Raw genomic sequence first — 17,758 nt, 5'->3', positions numbered from 1 at the left:
CGGCTGGGTCCAGCCAGCCCCGGCTGGGCTCTCGATCCGAAGCTGGGCTCGGTCGCGGGCTGGGATCGCGTTCGCCTGGGCTCGCGTCGGTAGGGGAGGCCGGCCGGTCCTACGGACGGGGCAGCTCGACAGGGCGCGACGGGTGTCGTCCCACCCGGGCGGGAGTCATCCGTCGGTCACTGCTCAGCGGCCGTCGCGCGGGGCGAACACCGCGAGGGCGGTGGCGTCGCTGTGTCGGGAGCGCAGGTACTCGTCCGCCCACTCGGCGGCGTCGGGGAAGCCCGACCCGGCCGTCACCCGGGCGCAGGCGGCGTCCACGTCGAAGGAGGTACGCCGCAGGTGCACCCCCGGCCCGAGGAGCGCCCAGTAGGCGCCGGGACCGCCGTAGGGCATCCCGACGCTGCCCGGGTTGACGATCAGCCGCCGGTCGGCCAGCCGGGTGAACGGCATGTGGGTGTGCCCGCAGACCACCGTCGGAACCTCGGCCGGGACGTCGGCGAGCACCTCCGCCCAGCGTTCCATCCGGGAGTCGACGAGCACGACCTCCTCGTCGTCGCGGGGGGTGGCGTGGCAGAACAGCACCGGACCGAGGCCGCCGACCTCCAGGGTGACCGTCAGCGGCAGCGCCGCCAACCGGGCCACCTGGTCGTCGCGGAGCTGCTCCGCCGCCCAGTTGGAGACGTCGACCGGGGACGGGCGGCCGGCGCGTGCCTGCACCAGCTCGCGGTCCGCGTTGCCCCGTACCCAGCAGGCCCGGTCGCCGAGGCCGGCGAGCACGTCCAGCACCTCGACCGGCTGCGGGCCGGCCGCGATGTCGCCGGTGAGCACGATCAGGTCGGCAGCGGCGACGTCCGGCTCGGCCAGCACGGCCTCCAGCGCCGGCAGCGCACCGTGGATGTCGGAGAGAACGGCCACCCGGTCCAGCATCGCTTCACCGTGCCCGCCGCGCGGGCACGGTGTCCAGCGATTCTGCCCCAGGCAGATCCGGGTCGTACGCGTCAGACGCGGGCGCGGCGGGCCAGGCGTTCCGGGTCGAGGATGATGATGCTCTTGCCGTCCAGGCGCAGCCATCCGCGCGAGGCGAAGTCGGCCAGCGCCTTGTTGACCGTTTCCCGGGAGGCGCCGACGAGCTGGGCGATCTCCTCCTGGGTGAGGTCGTGGGTCACCCGCAGCACCCCGCCGTCGCGGGTGCCGAAGCGGCCGGCCATCTGGAGCAGGTTCTTGGCGACGCGGCCGGGGACGTCGGTGAAGATCAGGTCGGCCAGCGAGTCGTTCGTGCGCCGGAGCCGGCGGGCGAGCACCCGCAGCAGCTGCTCCGCGATCTCCGGGCGGTTGTTCAGCCACGGGCGCAGGGCCTGCTTGCGCAGCCGCACCAGCCGGGTGTCGGTGACCGCCGTGGCCGTCGCCGTACGCGGGCCGGGGTCGAAGAGCGACAGCTCGCCCACCATGTCCGACGGGCCCATCACCGCGATCAGGTTCTGCCGGCCGTCGGCAGCGCGCCGACCGACCTTGATCTTGCCGGACAGCAGGATGTAGAGACTGTCGCCGGGCTCGCCCTCGTTGAAGACGATCTCGCCCTTACGGACCTCGAGCGTCTCCATCTCCTTGGCGAGCGCCTCGGCAGCCTCCGGGTCGACGCCCTGGAAGATCCCGCTGCGAGCCAGTACCTCGTCCATCGCGCACCTCCGCCTGCGCGTGCCGTCCGTCGGCCGGGTCCGCCGTCCGCTGATCCCTCGCGCGTCGCCAGTCTAGGCGCACGTGAGCAGCAATCAGAGGTGCACCCCTGGAATCTTGATCGTTGGGCGTAACCTGCCGGCCCTGATCAAGCACTAGGATCGCGCGCCCGCCCGGGCGCCGGGGGCGGCCCCCGACGCCCGGGTCGTAGGGTCACCCACGTGCTGAGTGAACCCGTGCTGACCGCCCGACAGGAAGACGGTCGGGACGTCCCGCTGCTGGTCTGGCGCGCCGACCGCCCGCTGCGCGCGGTCAGCTCCGCGCCACTGGGTGGCGGGATCGGCGTCCGGCACTGGGTCGTCAACGCGACCGTGCCCATGTCGTACGACCGGGACGACCCCGCCGACCACCTGGCCGAACTGGCCGACCGGCTCGACCTCGACGGGCCCGGGGTGGGCCTGCTGACCGGGGTGGACGTTGCCGAGGTGGTCGCCCGGACGGACACCGGCGTGCGGGCCTGGGCGACGGTCGGGCTGGGCACCCCGGTCCGGGCGGCGGAGCCCGCACCGGCGGCGCTGACCCAGCGGGTCGGCACCGTCAACATCGTGGTGTACGTCCCGGCCCGGCTCGGCGACGCCGCCCTGGTCAACGCGGTCGCCACGGCCACCGAGGCGAAGGCGCAGGCGATCGCGGAGCTGGGCGTGCCGGGCACCGGCACCCCGACGGACGCGGTCACCGTGCTCTGCCCGGTCGACGGCCCCGAGTCGGCGTACGGCGGACCGCGCTCCACCTGGGGCGCCCCGCTGGCCCGGGCCGTGCACGCCGCCGTGACGGCGGGCGGGGCGGGCACCGTCGTGCCGTGGTCGGACCGACCGGCGGGCTGAGACTCCGTCCGATCGGCCCTCGTTTCGGCGTTGCACAGCCGATAAGGTCGCGCTCGATGTACGCTGCCGCCTCTCCTCCGCGTCGCCGGGCCGCACTCGCCCTCGGCGCGCTGCTCGCCGTCCTGCTCACCGCCGGCTGTGGGGGGCCCGGGTCCGGGTCCGACGCGGTCTGGCAGCCCGGCACGGGTGGCGGCAACACCGGCGCCCCGGTCCGCTCGGGCGAGCCCACGAGCACCGCACAGCCCGCCGAGCAGGCGATCTCGCTCTCGGCGACCGGCGACATCATCATGGGCAACGCGCCGAACCGGCTGCCCCCCAACGGCGGGAAGGGCTTCTTCGACTCGGTCGAGAAGGCGCTCGCCGCCGACCTGGTGATGGGCAACCTGGAGGAGCCGCTCACCGTCGACACCGGCACCGGCAAGTGCGGCCCGAACTCGACCCGCTGCTTCCAGTTCCGGGCCCCGCCCGAGTACGCCGCGCACCTGCGCGACGCGGGCTTCGACCTGCTCAACCAGGCCAACAACCACGGCTACGACTTCGGTCCGAAGGGCTACGAGAACACCCAGAAGGCGCTGGAGAAGCACGACCTCGCGCACACCGGGGCGCCCGACCAGATCACCGTGGTCGACGTCAAGGGGGTCAAGGTCGCGGTCGCCGGCTTCTCGTCGTACGTCTGGTCCAACAGCCTCACCGACATCGCCGCGGCGAAGAAGGTGATCACCAAGGCGGCCGGCATGGCCGACGTGGTCGTCGTGCAGGTGCACATGGGCGGCGAGGGCTCCGAGAAGACGCGGGTGCGGCCCGGCACCGAGATGTTCCTCGGCGAGAACCGGGGCGACCCGGTCAAGTTCTCCAAGGCGATGATCGACGCCGGGGCGGACCTGATCGTCGGGCACGGCCCGCACGTGCTGCGCGGCATGGAGTTCTACAAGGGCCGGCTGATCGCGTACAGCCTGGGCAACTTCGCCGGCGGGGGCAACTCGCTGAGCAACGCCGGCCGGCTCGGCTGGGGCGGGGTGCTGAAGGTGTCGCTGAAGCCGGACGGCAGCTGGGCCGGCGGCTCGTTCGCCTCGACGTACATGAACTCCATCGGCAAGCCGACCATGGACCGCGACGACCGCGGGCTGGGCCTCGTGAAGCAGTTGACCAAGAGCGACTTCCCGGAGACCGGCGCCCGGTTCGACGACTCCGGCGCGATCAGCGCGCCCCAGGGCGGCTGACCGGGACGGCACGGCGCGTGGACCCGGCCGACCGTCGGCCGGGCGACGTAGGCTGGCCGGCGTGACCACGAGTTCCTCCGGCTTCACCGAGACCGACCTCGGGCGCACCCGTCGCGCCCGGCGGATCGGCCGGGTACTGACCGAGACCCACCCCGACGCGCACTGTGAACTGGACCACTCCAACCCCCTGGAGCTGGCCGTCGCGACGATCCTCTCCGCGCAGTGCACGGACAAGAAGGTCAACGAGGTCACCCCGAAGCTCTTCGCCCGCTACCCGACCGCCGCCGACTACGCGGGGGCGGACCGGGCGGAGCTGGAGGAGCTGATCCGGCCCACCGGCTTCTACCGCAACAAGACCGACTCGCTGATCAAGCTCGGCCAGGCCCTCGTGGAGCGGTACGACGCCCGGGTCCCCGGCAAGCTCGCCGACCTGGTGACGCTGCCCGGCATCGGCCGCAAGACCGCCAACGTCATCCTCGGCAACGCCTTCGACGTTCCCGGGATCACCGTCGACACCCACTTCCAGCGGCTGGTCCAGCGCTGGCGGCTGACCGCCGAGACCGACCCCGTCAAGATCGAGCACGCGATCGGGGCGCTCTTCCCGCGGCGCGACTGGACCATGCTGTCGCACCGGATCATCTTCCACGGCCGGCGGGTCTGCCACGCCCGCAAGCCGGCCTGCGGCGCGTGCACGCTGGCGAAGCTCTGCCCGTCGTACGGCACCGGCCCGACCGAGCCGGCGGCGGCCGCGAAGCTGCTCAAGGGCCCCCGGGCCCGGGACCTGGCGGTGGCGGCCGGGGTCGACCCGGAGCTGGTGCCGGTCCAGGCCGTCGTGGCGGAGGCACCGTGAGCGCGGGGAGCGGACGGGTGTCGAGGGCCCCGCGGTCGCGACCGATGAACCGCCGGCTCGCCGCCCTGCTCGTACCCGTGCTGCTGGCCGTCGCCGGGTGCACCGCCGGCACCGAGGAGAAGGATCCGGGCCCCACCGAGCGGCAGAAGGCCGCCGCCAACCGGCCGTCGCCCTTCCAGGACTGCTCCGCCCTCGGTACGCCGCCCGCGTCCGCCGCACCTGCCCCACCGTCCGGGGGCGGGGGCCAGGCGCTGCCCGAGCTGACCCTGGAGTGCTTCACCGGCGGCGCCCCCGTCGCCCTGCGGGACCTGCGCGGCCCGGCGGTGGTCAACGTCTGGGCCTCCTGGTGCCCGCCCTGCCGCCAGGAACTGCCGGCCTTCCAGCGGCTCAGCGAGCGGGCCGCCGGCCAGTTCCGGGTGGTCGGCGTCAACAGCGGGGACGGCCGCGAGGCCGCCCAGGCCATCGGCGAGGACCTCGGCGTCCGCTTCCCGGTGCTGGTCGACCGGGGCGAGAGGGTGAAGCAGGAACTGCTGCGCAAGGGCATTCCCCTGACCGTCTTCGTCGACGGGCAGTCTCGCGTCCGGCACGTCGACTCCTCGGGCGCGCTCGACGACGCCAGCCTGGCCGAGCTGGTCCGGCAGCACCTCGGCGTGACGGTGCGGGCGTGAGCCGGCGTCCGCCGGGCTGGTTCGACCCGCTGCTGACCCGGCTCGGCAGCGCGCGCAGCGAGGACTTCACCCGGCTGGTCACCCCGGAGAGCGGGGGGCGGGAGAGCGCGGTGCTGGTGCTGCTCGGCGAGGAGCCCGGCGCCGGACCGGACGTGCTGATCCTCCAGCGGGCGGCCACCCTGCGTAACCACGCCGGCCAGCCCGCCTTCCCCGGCGGCGCGGCCGACCCGGAGGACGCCGACACCCGGGCGACCGCGCTGCGCGAGGCGAACGAGGAGGTCGGCCTCGACCCGGCCAGCGTCACCGTCCTGGCCGAGCTGCCGAAGCTCTGGATCCCGGTCAGCGACTTCGTGGTCACCCCCGTGCTCGCCTGGTGGCACGCGCCGCACCCGGTGCACCCCCGGGAGCCGGCCGAGGTGGCGCACGTGGCCCGGCTGCCGGTCGCCGAGCTGGTCGACCCGGCCAACCGGATGCGGGTCCGCCACCCGAGCGGCTGGATCGGCCCGGCCTTCTCGGCGCGCGGGATGCTGGTCTGGGGCTTCACCGCCGGGGTGCTTTCCGCCCTGCTCGACATGGGCGGCTGGGCCAGGCCGTGGCCCCGCGACCGGGTCGTGGACCTGCCGCCGACCGGGGCTGCCCCGGCGCCCTCGGCCGGCACCGACGCGGTCGACGAGACCCCGGTGCGCTGACCGGACGGTCACCTTCCGCAAGCGATGGTCATCTCGCGAGCCCGGTGCCCGTACGCTTGACGCGTGTCCGCCGTGGATCTCGTACTGCTGCTGCTCATGCTCGTGTTCGCGATCAGCGGATACCGCCAGGGCTTCGTCATCGGGGTGCTGTCGTTCTCCGGTTTCTTCCTGGGCGCGCTGGTGGGCCTCCAGGTGGGGCCGCTGCTGGCCCAGCAGTTCGTCGACAGCGGCACCCGGGTGCTGATCTCCCTGGTGGCGATCTTCGGGCTGGCGGTGGTCGGCCAGGCGCTCGCCGGCTGGGTCGGTTCGCACCTGCGCAAGACGATCACCAGTGACGTCGCCAAGCGGGTCGACGACGTCGGCGGGGCGTTCGTCTCGCTCTTCGCCGTGCTGCTGGTCGCCTGGCTCGTCGCGGTGCCGCTCGGCTCGTCGTCGCTGCCCTGGCTGGCCTCCTCGGTGCGCAACAGCGCGCTGCTCACGGTGGTCGACCGGGTCCTGCCCGACCAGGCGCAGCAGCTCTCCACGGCACTGCGGGACACCGTCGACACCAACGGCTTCCCCGACGTCTTCGGCGACCTGGCGCCCACCCGCGCCCGGCAGGTGTCCCCGCCCGACCCGGCGCTCGCCGGCTCCCAGGTGGTGGTCAACAGCCAGCGTTCGGTGGTCAAGGTGCTCGGCTCCGCCCCGAGCTGTTCGCGCCGGATCGAGGGCTCCGGCTTCGTCTACGCCGACGACCGGGTGATGACCAACGCCCACGTCGTCGCCGGGACCCGGTCCACCGTCGTCGAGCTGAACGGCGACCGGTACGACAGCAAGGTGGTCGTCTACGACCCCGACCGCGACCTGGCCGTGCTGCACGTGCCCGGGCTGCCCGGCCCGTCGATGCGGTTCGCCGCCGGCAACGCGGGCAGCGGCGCGGACGCGATCGTGCTGGGCTTCCCGCTCGACGGGCCGTACAACGCCCAGTCGGCGCGGATCCGGGACGTCGACCGGATCACCGGGCCGGACATCTACTCCGCCGGCAACGTGACGCGGGAGGTCTACACCATCCGGGCGCTGGTGCAGAGCGGCAACTCCGGCGGCCCGCTGGTCTCCTCGAACGGGCTGGTGCTTGGGGTGATCTTCGCGGCGGCGGCCGACGACCCGAACACCGGCTTCGCGGTGACCGCGGCCGAGGCCCGTCCCGTCGCCCTCGCCGGCGCCGAGCGCACCCGCGCCGTCGGCACCGGCGACTGCACCTGACCGGTCAGCTTCCCGCCGCCGGCCCGTGACCCGTGGGCGGCGGCGCCGGCCGGCCGGGCGGGTCGACCCGCCAGACGGTGAGAGCGGCGGCGGTCGCGGCCACCACGGCCGCGCCGAGCAGCCAGCCGGCCAGCACGTCGCTGGTCCAGTGCACGCCGAGGGCCACCCGGCTGAACCCGGTCACCAGGGCGAGCAGCACGGCGGCCGTCCACACCACCCGGCGCGCGGCCGGCCGGGCGTGCGGGAGGAACACCACCAGCAGCACCCCGGCGGCGAGGGCGGCGTTGAGCGCGTGCCCGGACGGAAAGGCCAGGCCGGGCGCCTCGGCCACCGGGTCCGGCAGGTCCGGCCGGGGCCGACCGACGAGCAGCTTGAGCAGCGGGCTGAGCAGGCCGCCGACCGCCATGGTGACGGCCACCCAGACCGCCAGCTGCCGGGCACCCCGGCGGACCAGCCAGAGGACCAGGACCAGGGCCCCGACGCGCAGCGGCATCGGGGCGAACACGTCGGTCCAGAGGGCCATCAGGCGTACCCACGCCGGGTGGTCGGCGGCGTAGCCGACCAGCGCGTGGGTGACCGCCGTGTCCAGCCGGCGCAGCGGGGACCAGTCTCCGAGGACCAGGACGGCCAGCAGCGTGAACGGCACCGCCACCAGGAACGCGGCAGCCGCCGCGAGGGTCAGCCGCAGGCCCCGGGCGTGCTCCGGGTGCAGGCGGCGGTCACGCCACGAGGAGCGCGGCGGGGCGGCGAGGGTACGCGGGCCGGACGGGCTCATGACAGTCGTTCTACCCGGGAGGCGGCCCGGTCAGACCCGATCGGGGACCTCCGCCGGGGCCGGTCGCCCGCGCGGGGGCGACGACGGCTCCTCCAGAGGGCGACGACGGGGAGCGCCGGCGGCTCAGCGCGCCGGCGGGCGACGCCACGTCCCGGTGCCGCGCCGGGGCGAGGCCAGCGGGGTCCACTGGCGGAACCGGCGCACCATCAACGCCGCCCCGGTCAGCAGGGCGACGAAGAACGCGGCCCCGGTCCACAGCTGCTCCGGCGTGCCGTCCTCCTGCGTACCCGCCGGCTGCGCCGCCCACCGGGACTGCTGTCGCGGCACGGTGAAGCCGCGCGGGTCGCCGCCGACCCCCGCGACGTCCGGCTGCGTCGACCCCGGGGCGGGGCCGAACCCGACCACGCCCGGGGAGGACTGGTCGTCCAGCGGGTTGCGGCCCACCGGGCTCACCTCGGCGTCCAGCGCGGCGACCGGGTCGACCATGCCGTACCCGAAGCGGTCGTCCCGACCGGTGGGGCCGATGTCGCGGGCGCTGGCGAGCAGCCGGTTGACGACGTCGCCGGCGGACATCTCCGGGTAGCGGGCCCGCACCAGCGCGGCGGTGGCGGCGACCAACGGCGCCGCGAAGCTGGTGCCCTGCACCCGCCAGTAGCCGCCCGGCCGGGCCCCGACCAGGCCGGTCGCGGGGGCGGTGAGCACGGTGGCCCGCCCGGTGATCGAACCGGACCAGAGGTTGTCGCTGTCGCGCTCCGACCCGGCGACCGCGATGACGCCCGGCTCCCGGGCCGGGTACCAGACCTTCGCGTTGGACGAGTTGCCCAGGTTGCCGGTGCAGGCGACCACGACGACGTCCCGGGCGAAGGCGTAGTCGAGCGCCGCCGCCAGGGCGGGGCTGTCGCCGCTGCCGCCGAGGGACAGGTTGATCACGCGGGCGCCGTTGTCGACGGCCCAGCGCACGCCCTTCGCGACGATCAGGGCGTCGTCGTAGCGGTTCTCGGCGTCGAGGACGCGGACCGGGAGGATCCGCGCGTCCGGCGCCAGGCCGACGGCCCCCCGCGCGTCGTCGTTGCGGCCGGCGATCAGCCCGGCCACGGTGGTGCCGTGGCCGACCGGATCGGGGTCGCCGGCCGCGCCCCGGGGCGCGACCAGGTCGAGGCCGGGCAGCACCTGGCCGGCCAGGTCGGGATGGGCGGCGTCCACACCGGAGTCGATCACCGCGACGGTGACCCCCTTACCGGTCGAGCTGCGCCACGCGGTCTTCGCCTGCAACACGTCGAGCTGCCACTGCTCGTCGCGGACCTGGTCGGGGCGGTTCTTGCTGTCGGGCGCCGCGAGCGCCACCGGGACGGCGGCGGCCGGGGGGTGGAGGACCGGCCGGGCGGCGGGCTGCCGAGGGGCGGCGTCGGCCGCCGTGACCGGACCCGCGACCGACACGACGGCGGCCGCCAGACCGAGCAACGTACGTCCGGCGATCCGCCGAGCCGCTGGCGGACAGCTGTGCCGCACGGTCGTCACATCCTCAGGCATTCATCGCGACGCAAACATGACGATCGGAGATTACCGGTTCCTCGCCGCCTTGCGGGGCGTTCCCGGGACACCGGTCACGGCGGCGGCAGATGGGCCAGCTGGACGAGGCGTACGCCCTCGCGCCGGGTGACCAGCCGGCCGCGCCCCGGGGGCAGCGGGCCGGGCCGGACCGGGCCGACCAGCGCCCCCTCCTCCGGGCTGCCCGCCATGACCAGCCCCGAGGTGGACAGCTCGCGCAGGCGCTGCACGAGCGGCTCGTACTGGGCCCGTCCGGCGCCGCCCGAGCGACGGGCGAGCACCAGGTGCAGCCCGACGTCCCGGGCGTGCGGCAGGTGCTCCTCCAGGGCACGCAGCGGGTTGGACGGCCCGCTGGCGACCAGGTCGTAGTCGTCGACCAGCACGAACAGCTCCGGCCCGGACCACCACGACCGCTGCCGCAGCTGGGCGGGCGTGACGTCGGGCCCGGGCACCCGCCCCGCCATGTAGCCCGCGGCGGACTCGATCAGGTCGGTGGTGTGCGCCGCGGCGGAGCCGTACCCGATCAGGTGCGGCGACGCCGACTCGGTCAGGTCCACCAGGCTGCGGCGGTAGTCGACCAGGATGACCCGGGCCTGCTCGGGGGTGAACCGGGTCATGATCGAGGTGGCCAGCGCGCGCAGGAACGACGACTTGCCGCACTCGGCGTCGCCGAAGACGACGAAGTGCGGCTCGGTGGCGAAGTCCAGCGCGACCGGGCGCAGGTCGGCCTCGGCGATCCCCACCGGGACGCGCAGGCCGGTGGCGGCGGTCAGGTCCAGCTCGGCGTACGGGAGCACCGGCGGGAGCAGCCGCACCGGGGGCGCGACGGGGCCGGCCCAGCCCTCGGCGGCCCGCTTGACCAGGTCCGTGGCGTCCCCGCCGGAGGCGGCGAGCTGCGGCAGCGCGGTGAGGAAGTGCAGGCTCTCCGCCGTGATGCCCCGGCCGGGGGTCTTCTCCGGCACGTTCGTCGCCGCCCGGCGGGCCACCAGCGAGTCGGCCGGGTCGCCGAGGCGCAGCTCCAGCCGGGAACCGAAGAGGTCCCGGATCGCCGGCCGGAAGTCCAGCCAGCGCACGGCCGTCGCCACCACGTGCACCCCGTACGACAGCCCCCGGGTGGCCAGGTCGGTGATGAGCGGCTCCAGGTCGTCGTACTCGCCGCGCAGGGTGGCCCAGCCGTCCACCACCAGGAACACGTCGCCGAACGGGTCGGCCCCGGGCTGGCCGGTGTGCGCCAGCGCGGCCCGCCGTTGCCGCCAGGCGGCCATCGACTCCACGCCCAGCTCGGCGAAGCGCTGTTCCCGGTCGACCAGCAGGGTCGCGATCTCGCCGACCGTACGCCGGACGGCCGTCGGGTCGGCGCGGCCGGTGACCCCGCCGACGTGCGGCAGGTCGCGCAGCGCCGCCAGCCCGCCGCCGCCGAAGTCGAGGCAGTAGACCTGCACCTCGGCCGGGGTGTGGGTGAGCGCCAGGGCGCAGATCAGCGTGCGCAGCGCGGTCGACTTGCCGCTCTGCGGCCCGCCGACCACCGCGACGTGGCCGGCGGCGCCCTCCAGCGCCAGCCAGAGCAGGTCGCGGCGCTGCTCGAAGGGCTTGTCGACGATCGCGACCGGCACCTGGAGCGCGCCGTGCAGTTCCGGGTTGCCGAAGGTGAGACCGCGCGCCGGGTCGACGCCGACCGGCCCGAGCAGCTCGTCCAGCGCGGGCGCCCGGCCGAGCGGGGGCAGCCAGACCTGGTGGGCGGGCGGCCCCTGCCCGGCGAGCCGGTCGACCATCAGCTCCAGCAGGCTCTCCGTGCCGCCCTCGTCGGCCGTCGCGGGCAGGGCGGGCGGCCCGACCGGCTCCGGCTTGGGCACGAGGTGGGTGGAGAAGGCGAGCAGGCGCGGGGCCCCGGTGCCGCCCGCGCCCGGCGCCGCACCGCGCCGGCGCAGCGCCCCCGAGACGTACGCGGCCTTGAACCGCACCAGCGGTTCGGTGCCGAAGCGCAGGTAGCCGTGCCCGGGGGAGCGGGGCAGCTCGTGCGCGTCCGGAACCCCGAGCACCGTGCGCGACTCCAGCGCCGAGAAGGTCCGCAGCCCGATCCGGTACGACAGGTGGGTGTCCAGCCCGCGCAGCCGGCCCTCCTCCAGCCGCTGCGAGGCCAGCAGCAGGTGCACGCCGAGCGACCGGCCCAGCCGGCCGATCTGCACGAACAGGTCGATGAAGTCGGGCTTGGCCGAGAGCAGCTCGGAGAACTCGTCGCAGATCAGCAGCAGCGACGGCAGCGGGGCGAGCGGGGTGCCGGCGGCGCGGGCCCGCTCGTAGTCGCGCAGGCTGGCGAAGTTGCCGGCCCGGCGCAGCAGCTCCTGGCGGCGGACCAGCTCGCCGTTGATGGCGTCGACCATCCGGTCGACCAGCGGCAGCGCGTCGGCCAGGTTGGTGATCACCGCGGCGGTGTGCGGCAGCCGGTCGAACGAGGCGAAGGTCGCGCCGCCCTTGAAGTCGATCAGTACGAAGTTGAGCTGCTCCGAGCTGTGCGTGGCGGCCAGCCCGAGCACCAGGGTGCGCAGCAGCTCGGACTTGCCGGAGCCGGTCGCCCCGATCAGCAGGCCGTGCGGCCCCATCCCGTCCTGCGCCGACTCCTTCAGGTCCAGCTCGATGGCGCCGCCGTCGGTGCCCACCCCGATCGGCACCCGCAGCCGCTCCCGGGCGGACCGGGGCGCCCACCCCTGCTCGGCGGTGAAGCTCTCCGGGTCGCCGAGACCGAGCAGCTCGGGCAGGCCCAGCTCCGCGCCCGGCGGGGCGTCCGGGCCGCGTGCCGCGGTGGCCAGCCGCAGCGGGGCCAGCCGCCGGGCGACCGCCTCCGCGTCGACCGGGTCCAGCCGGTCCGCCGTACCGACCTCGGCGTGCCCCTCGGCGGAGTGGGAGTGCAGCCGTCCCCCGCGCAGCTCCAGCAGCAGCGCGAACCGGTCCAGCAGGCGCGGCGGCGGGGTGTCCAGGTCGATGATCGTGACCGCGTCGATGCCGCCGTCGCCGGTCAGGTCGGTGGCCCCGGTCAGGTCGCCCCCGTCGAGCACCACCACCACGTGCGGGCCGTCGGTGGCCGGGCCGGCGGGGCTGAACCGGGACCGGCTGGCCAGCACCTCGTCCAGCAGCCCCTCCAGTTCGGCCCCCGCGCTCGTGACCAGCCGGACCGGGCCGAGCGCGTCGGTGCGGGTGGGGTGGTGGGCGTGCGGCAGCCACTTGACCCACTCCCAGGCGGCCCGCCGTTCCGGCCCGGCGCAGACGGCGACGAGCAGCTCGTCCGGGGCGTGGAAGACCGCGAGCTGGGCGAGCATCGCCCGGGCCAGCGCCTGGGCGGCGGGCCCGTCGCCGTCGTCGGCCGGGCCGGCGGCCCGCACGAAGACCCGGGCGAAGCTGCGCAGCGAGAGCGCCACCGGCAGGTCGGGCACCACGGAGTACGCGTCCAGGAACCGGCGCAGCGCGCCGGCGGTCATCGGTTCCAGCTCCTCCAGCGGGCGGGTGACCGGGGGGACCAGCGGGGTGGCGAGGGTCTGCGGGCCGACGGCGACCCGGACCACCGCGAAGTCCGGGTCCGTGGGGCGGCGTTCCCAGACGCGGTGGCTGTCGACGGTCGACCAGAGCCGGCCGGGATCCGGGTGCCGGTAGTAGAGCCCGGCGCGCTGCTGCCCGGCGGTCTGCCGGACCCGGCGTCGCAGCACGGTCAGGTGCCGCAGGTAGTCCCGCCGGGCGGCCATCATCTCCGACTTCTTCGGGGTGCCGGAGGCGCTGCCCCACGAGGTCACCAGCATGGCCAGCGAGGAGAGCCCGAACATCCCGCCGACCACGTAGGAGTAGGCGCCCCCGCCGCGGCCGAACATCATCGCCATCGCCACGGTGCCGCCGAGCATCGGCAGCACCATGAGCAGCTGCTGCCAGCGCCCGCCGGCGACGGCGGGGATCTCCGGCGGCGCGTCCACCGGCAGCTCACCCACCGGAATCTCCGGCGCCGGTCGGCGGGGTGGCCGCTTGATGACGACAGTGGACACTCGACCTCCTGACAGCGCTCGGTAACCCGAGCCTGGCTCATGGTAGGTAAAGTCCTGTCGTCCGCGCAGCCACCAACCCCGCCGGAGATGGAGATCAGTCGATGACGATCGGGCTGGCCCGGGTCACCATCAGCGCCCCCCAGCGGCGGGTCGACGTCGCGCTGCCCGAGCAGGTGCCCCTGGCCGAGCTGCTGCCCGAGGTGCTGCGGCACGCCGGCGAGGGGCTCGCCGACGACGGTGAACGGCACGGCGGCTGGGTGCTGCGGCGCACCGACGGCGCGGTGCTGACCACCGCCCAGGCGCTGCTGCCGCAGGGGGTCCGCGACGGCGAGGTGCTGCACCTCGTGCCGGCCCGCGCGCAGTGGCCCGAGCTGGAGTACGACGACGTGGTCGAGGCGATCGCCGACGGCGCCCGGCGGCGCGGCGGGGCCTGGTCACCGGCCGCCACCCGGGCCGCCGCCCTGGCCGGGGCCGCCGTGCCGCTGGCCGTCGGGCTGCTCGCCGTGACGGCCGGCGGGCCGGCGTACGAGTCCGCCTGGCCGGCCGCCGCCGTGCTGGCGCTCCTGCTCACCCTCGCCGGGGTGGTGGCGTCCCGGGCCCACGCCGACGGGCCGGCCGGCGCGACGCTGGGCGGCTACGCCCTGCCGTACGCGGCGGCGGCGGGCGCGCTGGCGGTCAGCTCCGGCGACCCGGTCGGGCCGGTCCCGGGGCTGCGCTGGATCGGCGCGCCCGAGCTGCTCGCCGGGTCGGTGGCGCTGCTGCTGGTGTCGGTGCTCGGGCTGGTCGGCGTCGCCACCCGGCTGCGGGTCTTCGTGGCGGGCGCCACCGCCGGGTTCGTGGGCGCGCTCGCGGCCCTCGGCGGACTGCTGCTCAGCCCGGCCGGCACGGCGGCGGTCCTGCTCTGCGTGCTGGTCTTCGCCGTGGGGGCGGTCCCGCTGCTGGCCATCCGGCTCGGCAAGGTGCCGCTGCCCCCGATCACCCTGCCCACCGGCGAGCCGGACGGCGCCGACCGGGCCCGCGACCTGCCCGACCGGGACCGGGTCTACGCGGCGGTGGCCCGCACCGAGGAGATGCTCACCGGGATGCTGCTCGGGCACGCCGTGCTGGCGGTCGCCGCCGCGGTGGTGCTCTGCCTCGCCGGCGGGACGGCGGGCCGGCTGCTGGTGGCGGTCGCCGCGGCCGTGCTGCTGCTGCGCTCCCGGCTCTTCGTGTCCCTGCGCCACCGGGTGCCGACCGTCGCCGCCGGCCTCGCCGGGTACGCCGTGCTGGGCGCCGTGCTCGTCGGGCGCCTCGGCCCGACCGGCCGCCTCGCACTGGTCGTCGGCGGGCTGGCGCTGGCCCTCGTGGCGGTGGCCGCCGGCACCACGTACGCCCGCCGCCCGGTCTCCCCGTACGTCGGCCGGATCGCGGACCTGACCGACACCGCCCTGGTGGTGTCGGTGGTGCCCGTCGCCTGCGCGGTGCTCGACCTGTACGAACGGGCCCGGGGGCTGCTCGGCTGAGCGGCCCCCGGGCCCGTCGGTGGTCTGGTCGGGTCAGTGCGCGGACTCGCCGCGCGCCTCGGCCTCCCGGGCGCGCCGGTACGACGCCACGATCTCCGCCTCGGCCTCGATCCGCCCCACCCACGTGGCGCCCTCGACCGACTTGCCGGGCTCCAGGTCCTTGTAGACCTCGAAGAAGTGCTGGATCTCCAGCCGGTCGAACTCGCCGAGGTGGTGGATGTCGCGCAGGTGCTCCTGGCGCGGGTCCTCGTAGGGCACGCAGAGGACCTTGTCGTCGCCGCCCTTCTCGTCCGTCATCCGGAACATGCCGATCGTGCGGCACCGGATCAGGCAGCCCGGGAAGGTGGGCTCGGGGACCAGCACGAGCGCGTCCAGCGGGTCGCCGTCCTCGCCCAGCGTCCCCTCGATGAAGCCGTAGTCGGCCGGGTACTGCGTGGAGGTGAAGAGGGTACGGTCCAGCCGGATCCGGCCGGTCGCGTGGTCGACCTCGTACTTGTTGCGGTGACCCTTGGGGATCTCAACCGTAACGTCGAAATCCATCTGCACGCTCCCTCGTTTGCCCACGCTGGCCAACGGAAACCAGCGGCACGCCGCTCCCGCACGGGTGAATGCCCACCCGCGGGCTCCGGCCGCCGCATAGTGTTCGGACCGAAGTAGTGTCACCCAAGCAGATTTTCGGGGGCGAGGAGGGGGCCGTGGGGAGGGAAGATTCACACTACCGTCCGGATGCCGACGCTGGACCGGGTACCGGTCGATCTGCTTCCGGCGGGGCGACCGGGCGGTTCCCGGTGCCCGACGCCCACCTTCCCCGCCCGCCCGCGTCCCCGGGCGACCGCGACCTGACACCCGGCCCACCCCCGGGCATCGCCGCCCCGAGCAACGGTGCCCCGGGCAACGGTGCCCCGGGCAGCGGCGTCCCGGCCGGTCCCGGCGGTCAGGCCGGCGCGACCGGTCCGACGGGTCAGGACATCTCGTCGGGTTCGACCGATCTCTGGGCCGCCGCCGCGAACCGGCCCGCCGGCGGGCCACCCGGCCCCGGCGCCCCGGACCCCGCCGCGCCGCCCGCGCCGGCCCCCCGCCGCCGCCGGGCCCTGCCCGTCGTGCTGGCCGCGGTGCTCGTGCTGGTGCTGGCCGCCGTCGGGATCGCCGTGGTCCGGCCGGGACCGGTGGCGGACTGGCTGGGCGACGAGCCCGCCGGTCGCGGTGCCGCCGCGACGGTGGCGGAACCGGCGCCCGTCGAGGTGCTGGCCGGCACGGACGCGAACGCCCCGATGCCCACCCCCGAGGGCGTACGCGCCGCGCTCGCCCCGCTCGTCGGCGTGCCCGCCCTCGGCGACCGGGTGCACGTCTCGGTGGCCGACGTGACCACCGGCCAGCCGCTCTTCGGCCGGGGCGAGGACGACGCCACGGTGCCCGCCTCGGTGACCAAGCTGGTCACCGGCGTCACGGTGCTCGCCGCGCGCGGTCCGGCGTACCGCATCCCTACCCGGGCGGTCGCCGGCGCGGCCCCCGGAGAGGTGGTGATCGTCGGCGGTGGCGACCCCACGCTGGCGGTCGACAAGAAGGGCTTCTACCCGGGCGCGGCCCGCCTGGACGACCTCGCCGCCCAGGTGCGCGCGGCCCTCGGCGGCACGAAGCCGACGAAGGTGACCGTCGACTCGTCGCTCTACTCCGGCCCGGTCTTCGAGCCCGGTTGGGACGACGACATCCCCACCGGCGGCTACGGCGGCGCGATCACGGCGCTGATGACCGACGGGGCCCGCAGCGACGTGACCCGCGCGAAGAAGGACGAGGCGGCCGGCAACCACTGGGCCGAGCGGGTACCCCAACCGGATCTCGCGGCCGGCCGGGCCTTCGCCCGGCTGCTCGGCGTGCCGGCCGGCGCGGTCGCCCGCGGCACCGCCCCCGCCGACGCGACCCCCGCCGCCGCCCCGGGGCCCGGCGCGGAGCTGGGCAGGGTGGAGTCGCTGCCGATGGTCCGGCTGGTCGACGTCATGATCAGCGACAGCGACAACATCGTCGCCGAGGCGCTGGCCCGACAGGTCGCGTTGGCCCGCAACCAGCCCGCCTCGTTCGCCGGCGCCGGGGCGGCGATGGACGCCGTGGCCGGGGAGCTCGGCCTGCCGGCCGACGAACTCACCCTCGCCGACGGCAGCGGTCTGTCGCGCAGCAACCGGATCAGCCCCTCGCTGCTCACCGACCTGATCGCGCTCGCGGGCGACGGCAGCCGCCCCGAGCTGGCCGCGATCTTCGGCGGCCTGCCCGTGGCCGACTGGTCCGGGACCCTCGCCGACCGCTACGAGACGGCGGCGACGAAGGCCGGCGCCGGGGTGGTCCGGGCCAAGACCGGGACGTTGACCAAGGTGCACGCCATCGCCGGCCTGGTCAGCACGGCGGACGGGCGGCTGCTCACCTTCGCGGTGCTCACCGACGCGGTGCCCCCCGACGGGCTGACGGCCGCCCGGGGAGCGCTGGACCGGATCGGCGCCGCCCTGGCCGGCTGCGGCTGCCGCTGACCGCCGCCGCGCGGCACCGCCACCGCGCGCACCGCCACCGCGCGGCACCGCCGCCGTGCGGAGCCGGCCTCGGGCGGCACCGGCGGCGCGCAGTGCCGGCCCCGGCCGTGGACCGCCGCCGGGCGGGACCGGCGTCGATCGCCGGATGCGAGCCCGGGCCGGGGT

The 17,758-nt window shown here is 75.7% G+C and carries 14 protein-coding genes; 8 read left to right on the top strand and 6 right to left on the bottom strand.

The features are described 5' to 3' along the window. Window positions 1-183 precede the first annotated feature (183 nt). Together ACLQ22_RS26480 and ACLQ22_RS26475 are read right to left on the bottom strand one after the other, a co-directional pair. Entirely contained in the window at window positions 184-927 is a 744-nt protein-coding gene (locus ACLQ22_RS26480; RefSeq protein WP_425694704.1) for a metallophosphoesterase family protein, read from the bottom strand. Between the two features lie 71 nt (window positions 928-998). Beyond that, window positions 999-1,676: a Crp/Fnr family transcriptional regulator gene (locus ACLQ22_RS26475; RefSeq protein WP_089003062.1), complete on the bottom strand. Its 678-nt coding sequence runs from the start codon at window positions 1,674-1,676 to the stop codon at window positions 999-1,001. A 219-nt stretch (window positions 1,677-1,895) separates the two neighbouring features. Here ACLQ22_RS26475 and ACLQ22_RS26470 point away from each other — a divergent pair, with 219 nt between their 5' ends. The 6 genes from ACLQ22_RS26470 (at window position 1,896) to ACLQ22_RS26445 (ending at window position 7,227) form a co-directional block, all read left to right on the top strand. Next, window positions 1,896-2,558 (top strand): adenosylcobinamide amidohydrolase, encoded by a 663-nt coding sequence (locus ACLQ22_RS26470; protein ID WP_425694703.1) that lies wholly within the window; start codon window positions 1,896-1,898, stop codon window positions 2,556-2,558. A gap of 56 nt (window positions 2,559-2,614) precedes the next feature. Further along, the gene (locus ACLQ22_RS26465) at window positions 2,615-3,778 is read left to right on the top strand and encodes a CapA family protein (protein WP_425694702.1); all 1,164 of its coding nucleotides are present in this window, start codon (window positions 2,615-2,617) and stop codon (window positions 3,776-3,778) included. A 61-nt stretch (window positions 3,779-3,839) separates the two neighbouring features. Next, entirely contained in the window at window positions 3,840-4,628 is a 789-nt protein-coding gene (gene nth / locus ACLQ22_RS26460) for an endonuclease III (RefSeq protein WP_121401627.1), read from the top strand. A 44-nt stretch (window positions 4,629-4,672) separates the two neighbouring features. Further along, on the top strand, window positions 4,673-5,296 hold the full coding sequence (locus ACLQ22_RS26455; RefSeq protein WP_425694701.1) for a TlpA family protein disulfide reductase: 624 nt from the start codon (window positions 4,673-4,675) through the stop codon (window positions 5,294-5,296). Beyond that, entirely contained in the window at window positions 5,293-5,985 is a 693-nt protein-coding gene (locus ACLQ22_RS26450) for an NUDIX hydrolase (RefSeq protein ID WP_425694700.1), read from the top strand. Before ACLQ22_RS26455 ends, ACLQ22_RS26450 begins: the two co-directional genes overlap by 4 nt. Window positions 5,986-6,048: 63 nt before the next feature. Continuing rightward, the gene (locus ACLQ22_RS26445) at window positions 6,049-7,227 is read left to right on the top strand and encodes a MarP family serine protease (protein WP_425694699.1); all 1,179 of its coding nucleotides are present in this window, start codon (window positions 6,049-6,051) and stop codon (window positions 7,225-7,227) included. A gap of 4 nt (window positions 7,228-7,231) precedes the next feature. Here the strand turns inward: ACLQ22_RS26445 and ACLQ22_RS26440 are convergent, their stop codons facing one another. The 3 genes from ACLQ22_RS26440 to eccCa form a co-directional block, all read right to left on the bottom strand. Continuing rightward, entirely contained in the window at window positions 7,232-8,002 is a 771-nt protein-coding gene (locus ACLQ22_RS26440; protein ID WP_425694698.1) for a phosphatase PAP2 family protein, read from the bottom strand. Between the two features lie 123 nt (window positions 8,003-8,125). Continuing rightward, window positions 8,126-9,532 carry a type VII secretion-associated serine protease mycosin gene (gene mycP / locus ACLQ22_RS26435; RefSeq protein ID WP_425694697.1) on the bottom strand — a complete coding sequence of 469 codons (1,407 nt, stop codon included), beginning with the start codon at window positions 9,530-9,532 and terminating at the stop codon, window positions 8,126-8,128. Between the two features lie 74 nt (window positions 9,533-9,606). Further along, window positions 9,607-13,575 (bottom strand): type VII secretion protein EccCa, encoded by a 3,969-nt coding sequence (gene eccCa / locus ACLQ22_RS26430; protein WP_425694696.1) that lies wholly within the window; start codon window positions 13,573-13,575, stop codon window positions 9,607-9,609. Between the two features lie 101 nt (window positions 13,576-13,676). Here eccCa and eccD point away from each other — a divergent pair, with 101 nt between their 5' ends. Continuing rightward, entirely contained in the window at window positions 13,677-15,077 is a 1,401-nt protein-coding gene (gene eccD / locus ACLQ22_RS26425) for a type VII secretion integral membrane protein EccD (protein WP_425694695.1), read from the top strand. A 33-nt stretch (window positions 15,078-15,110) separates the two neighbouring features. On the opposite strand, the gene ACLQ22_RS26420 is transcribed toward eccD, so the two are convergent. Next, complete coding sequence (locus ACLQ22_RS26420; protein WP_121401614.1) at window positions 15,111-15,617, bottom strand: inorganic diphosphatase; 507 nt, start codon at window positions 15,615-15,617, stop codon at window positions 15,111-15,113. Between the two features lie 551 nt (window positions 15,618-16,168). Here ACLQ22_RS26420 and dacB point away from each other — a divergent pair. Further along, on the top strand, window positions 16,169-17,593 hold the full coding sequence (dacB, locus tag ACLQ22_RS26415) for a D-alanyl-D-alanine carboxypeptidase/D-alanyl-D-alanine endopeptidase (RefSeq protein ID WP_425694771.1): 1,425 nt from the start codon (window positions 16,169-16,171) through the stop codon (window positions 17,591-17,593). The last annotated feature ends 165 nt before the right edge of the window (window positions 17,594-17,758 follow it).

Source organism: Micromonospora sp. DT178, from assembly GCF_049841695.1.
Taxonomy (GTDB): Bacteria; Actinomycetota; Actinomycetes; order Mycobacteriales; family Micromonosporaceae; genus Micromonospora.
Note: the sequence above shows the minus strand (reverse complement) of the source record. Positions and strands in the feature narration are given on the sequence as shown.

Coding starts and splice junctions, on each gene's coding strand:
- ACLQ22_RS26420 (WP_121401614.1), bottom strand. CDS start 15,617: ATGGATTTCGACGTTACGGTTGAGATCCCCAAGGGTCACCGCAACAAG.
- eccD (WP_425694695.1), top strand. CDS start 13,677: ATGACGATCGGGCTGGCCCGGGTCACCATCAGCGCCCCCCAGCGGCGG.
- ACLQ22_RS26455 (WP_425694701.1), top strand. CDS start 4,673: ATGAACCGCCGGCTCGCCGCCCTGCTCGTACCCGTGCTGCTGGCCGTC.
- ACLQ22_RS26465 (WP_425694702.1), top strand. CDS start 2,615: ATGTACGCTGCCGCCTCTCCTCCGCGTCGCCGGGCCGCACTCGCCCTC.
- ACLQ22_RS26440 (WP_425694698.1), bottom strand. CDS start 8,002: ATGAGCCCGTCCGGCCCGCGTACCCTCGCCGCCCCGCCGCGCTCCTCG.
- ACLQ22_RS26480 (WP_425694704.1), bottom strand. CDS start 927: ATGCTGGACCGGGTGGCCGTTCTCTCCGACATCCACGGTGCGCTGCCG.
- ACLQ22_RS26475 (WP_089003062.1), bottom strand. CDS start 1,676: ATGGACGAGGTACTGGCTCGCAGCGGGATCTTCCAGGGCGTCGACCCG.
- mycP (WP_425694697.1), bottom strand. CDS start 9,532: ATGCCTGAGGATGTGACGACCGTGCGGCACAGCTGTCCGCCAGCGGCT.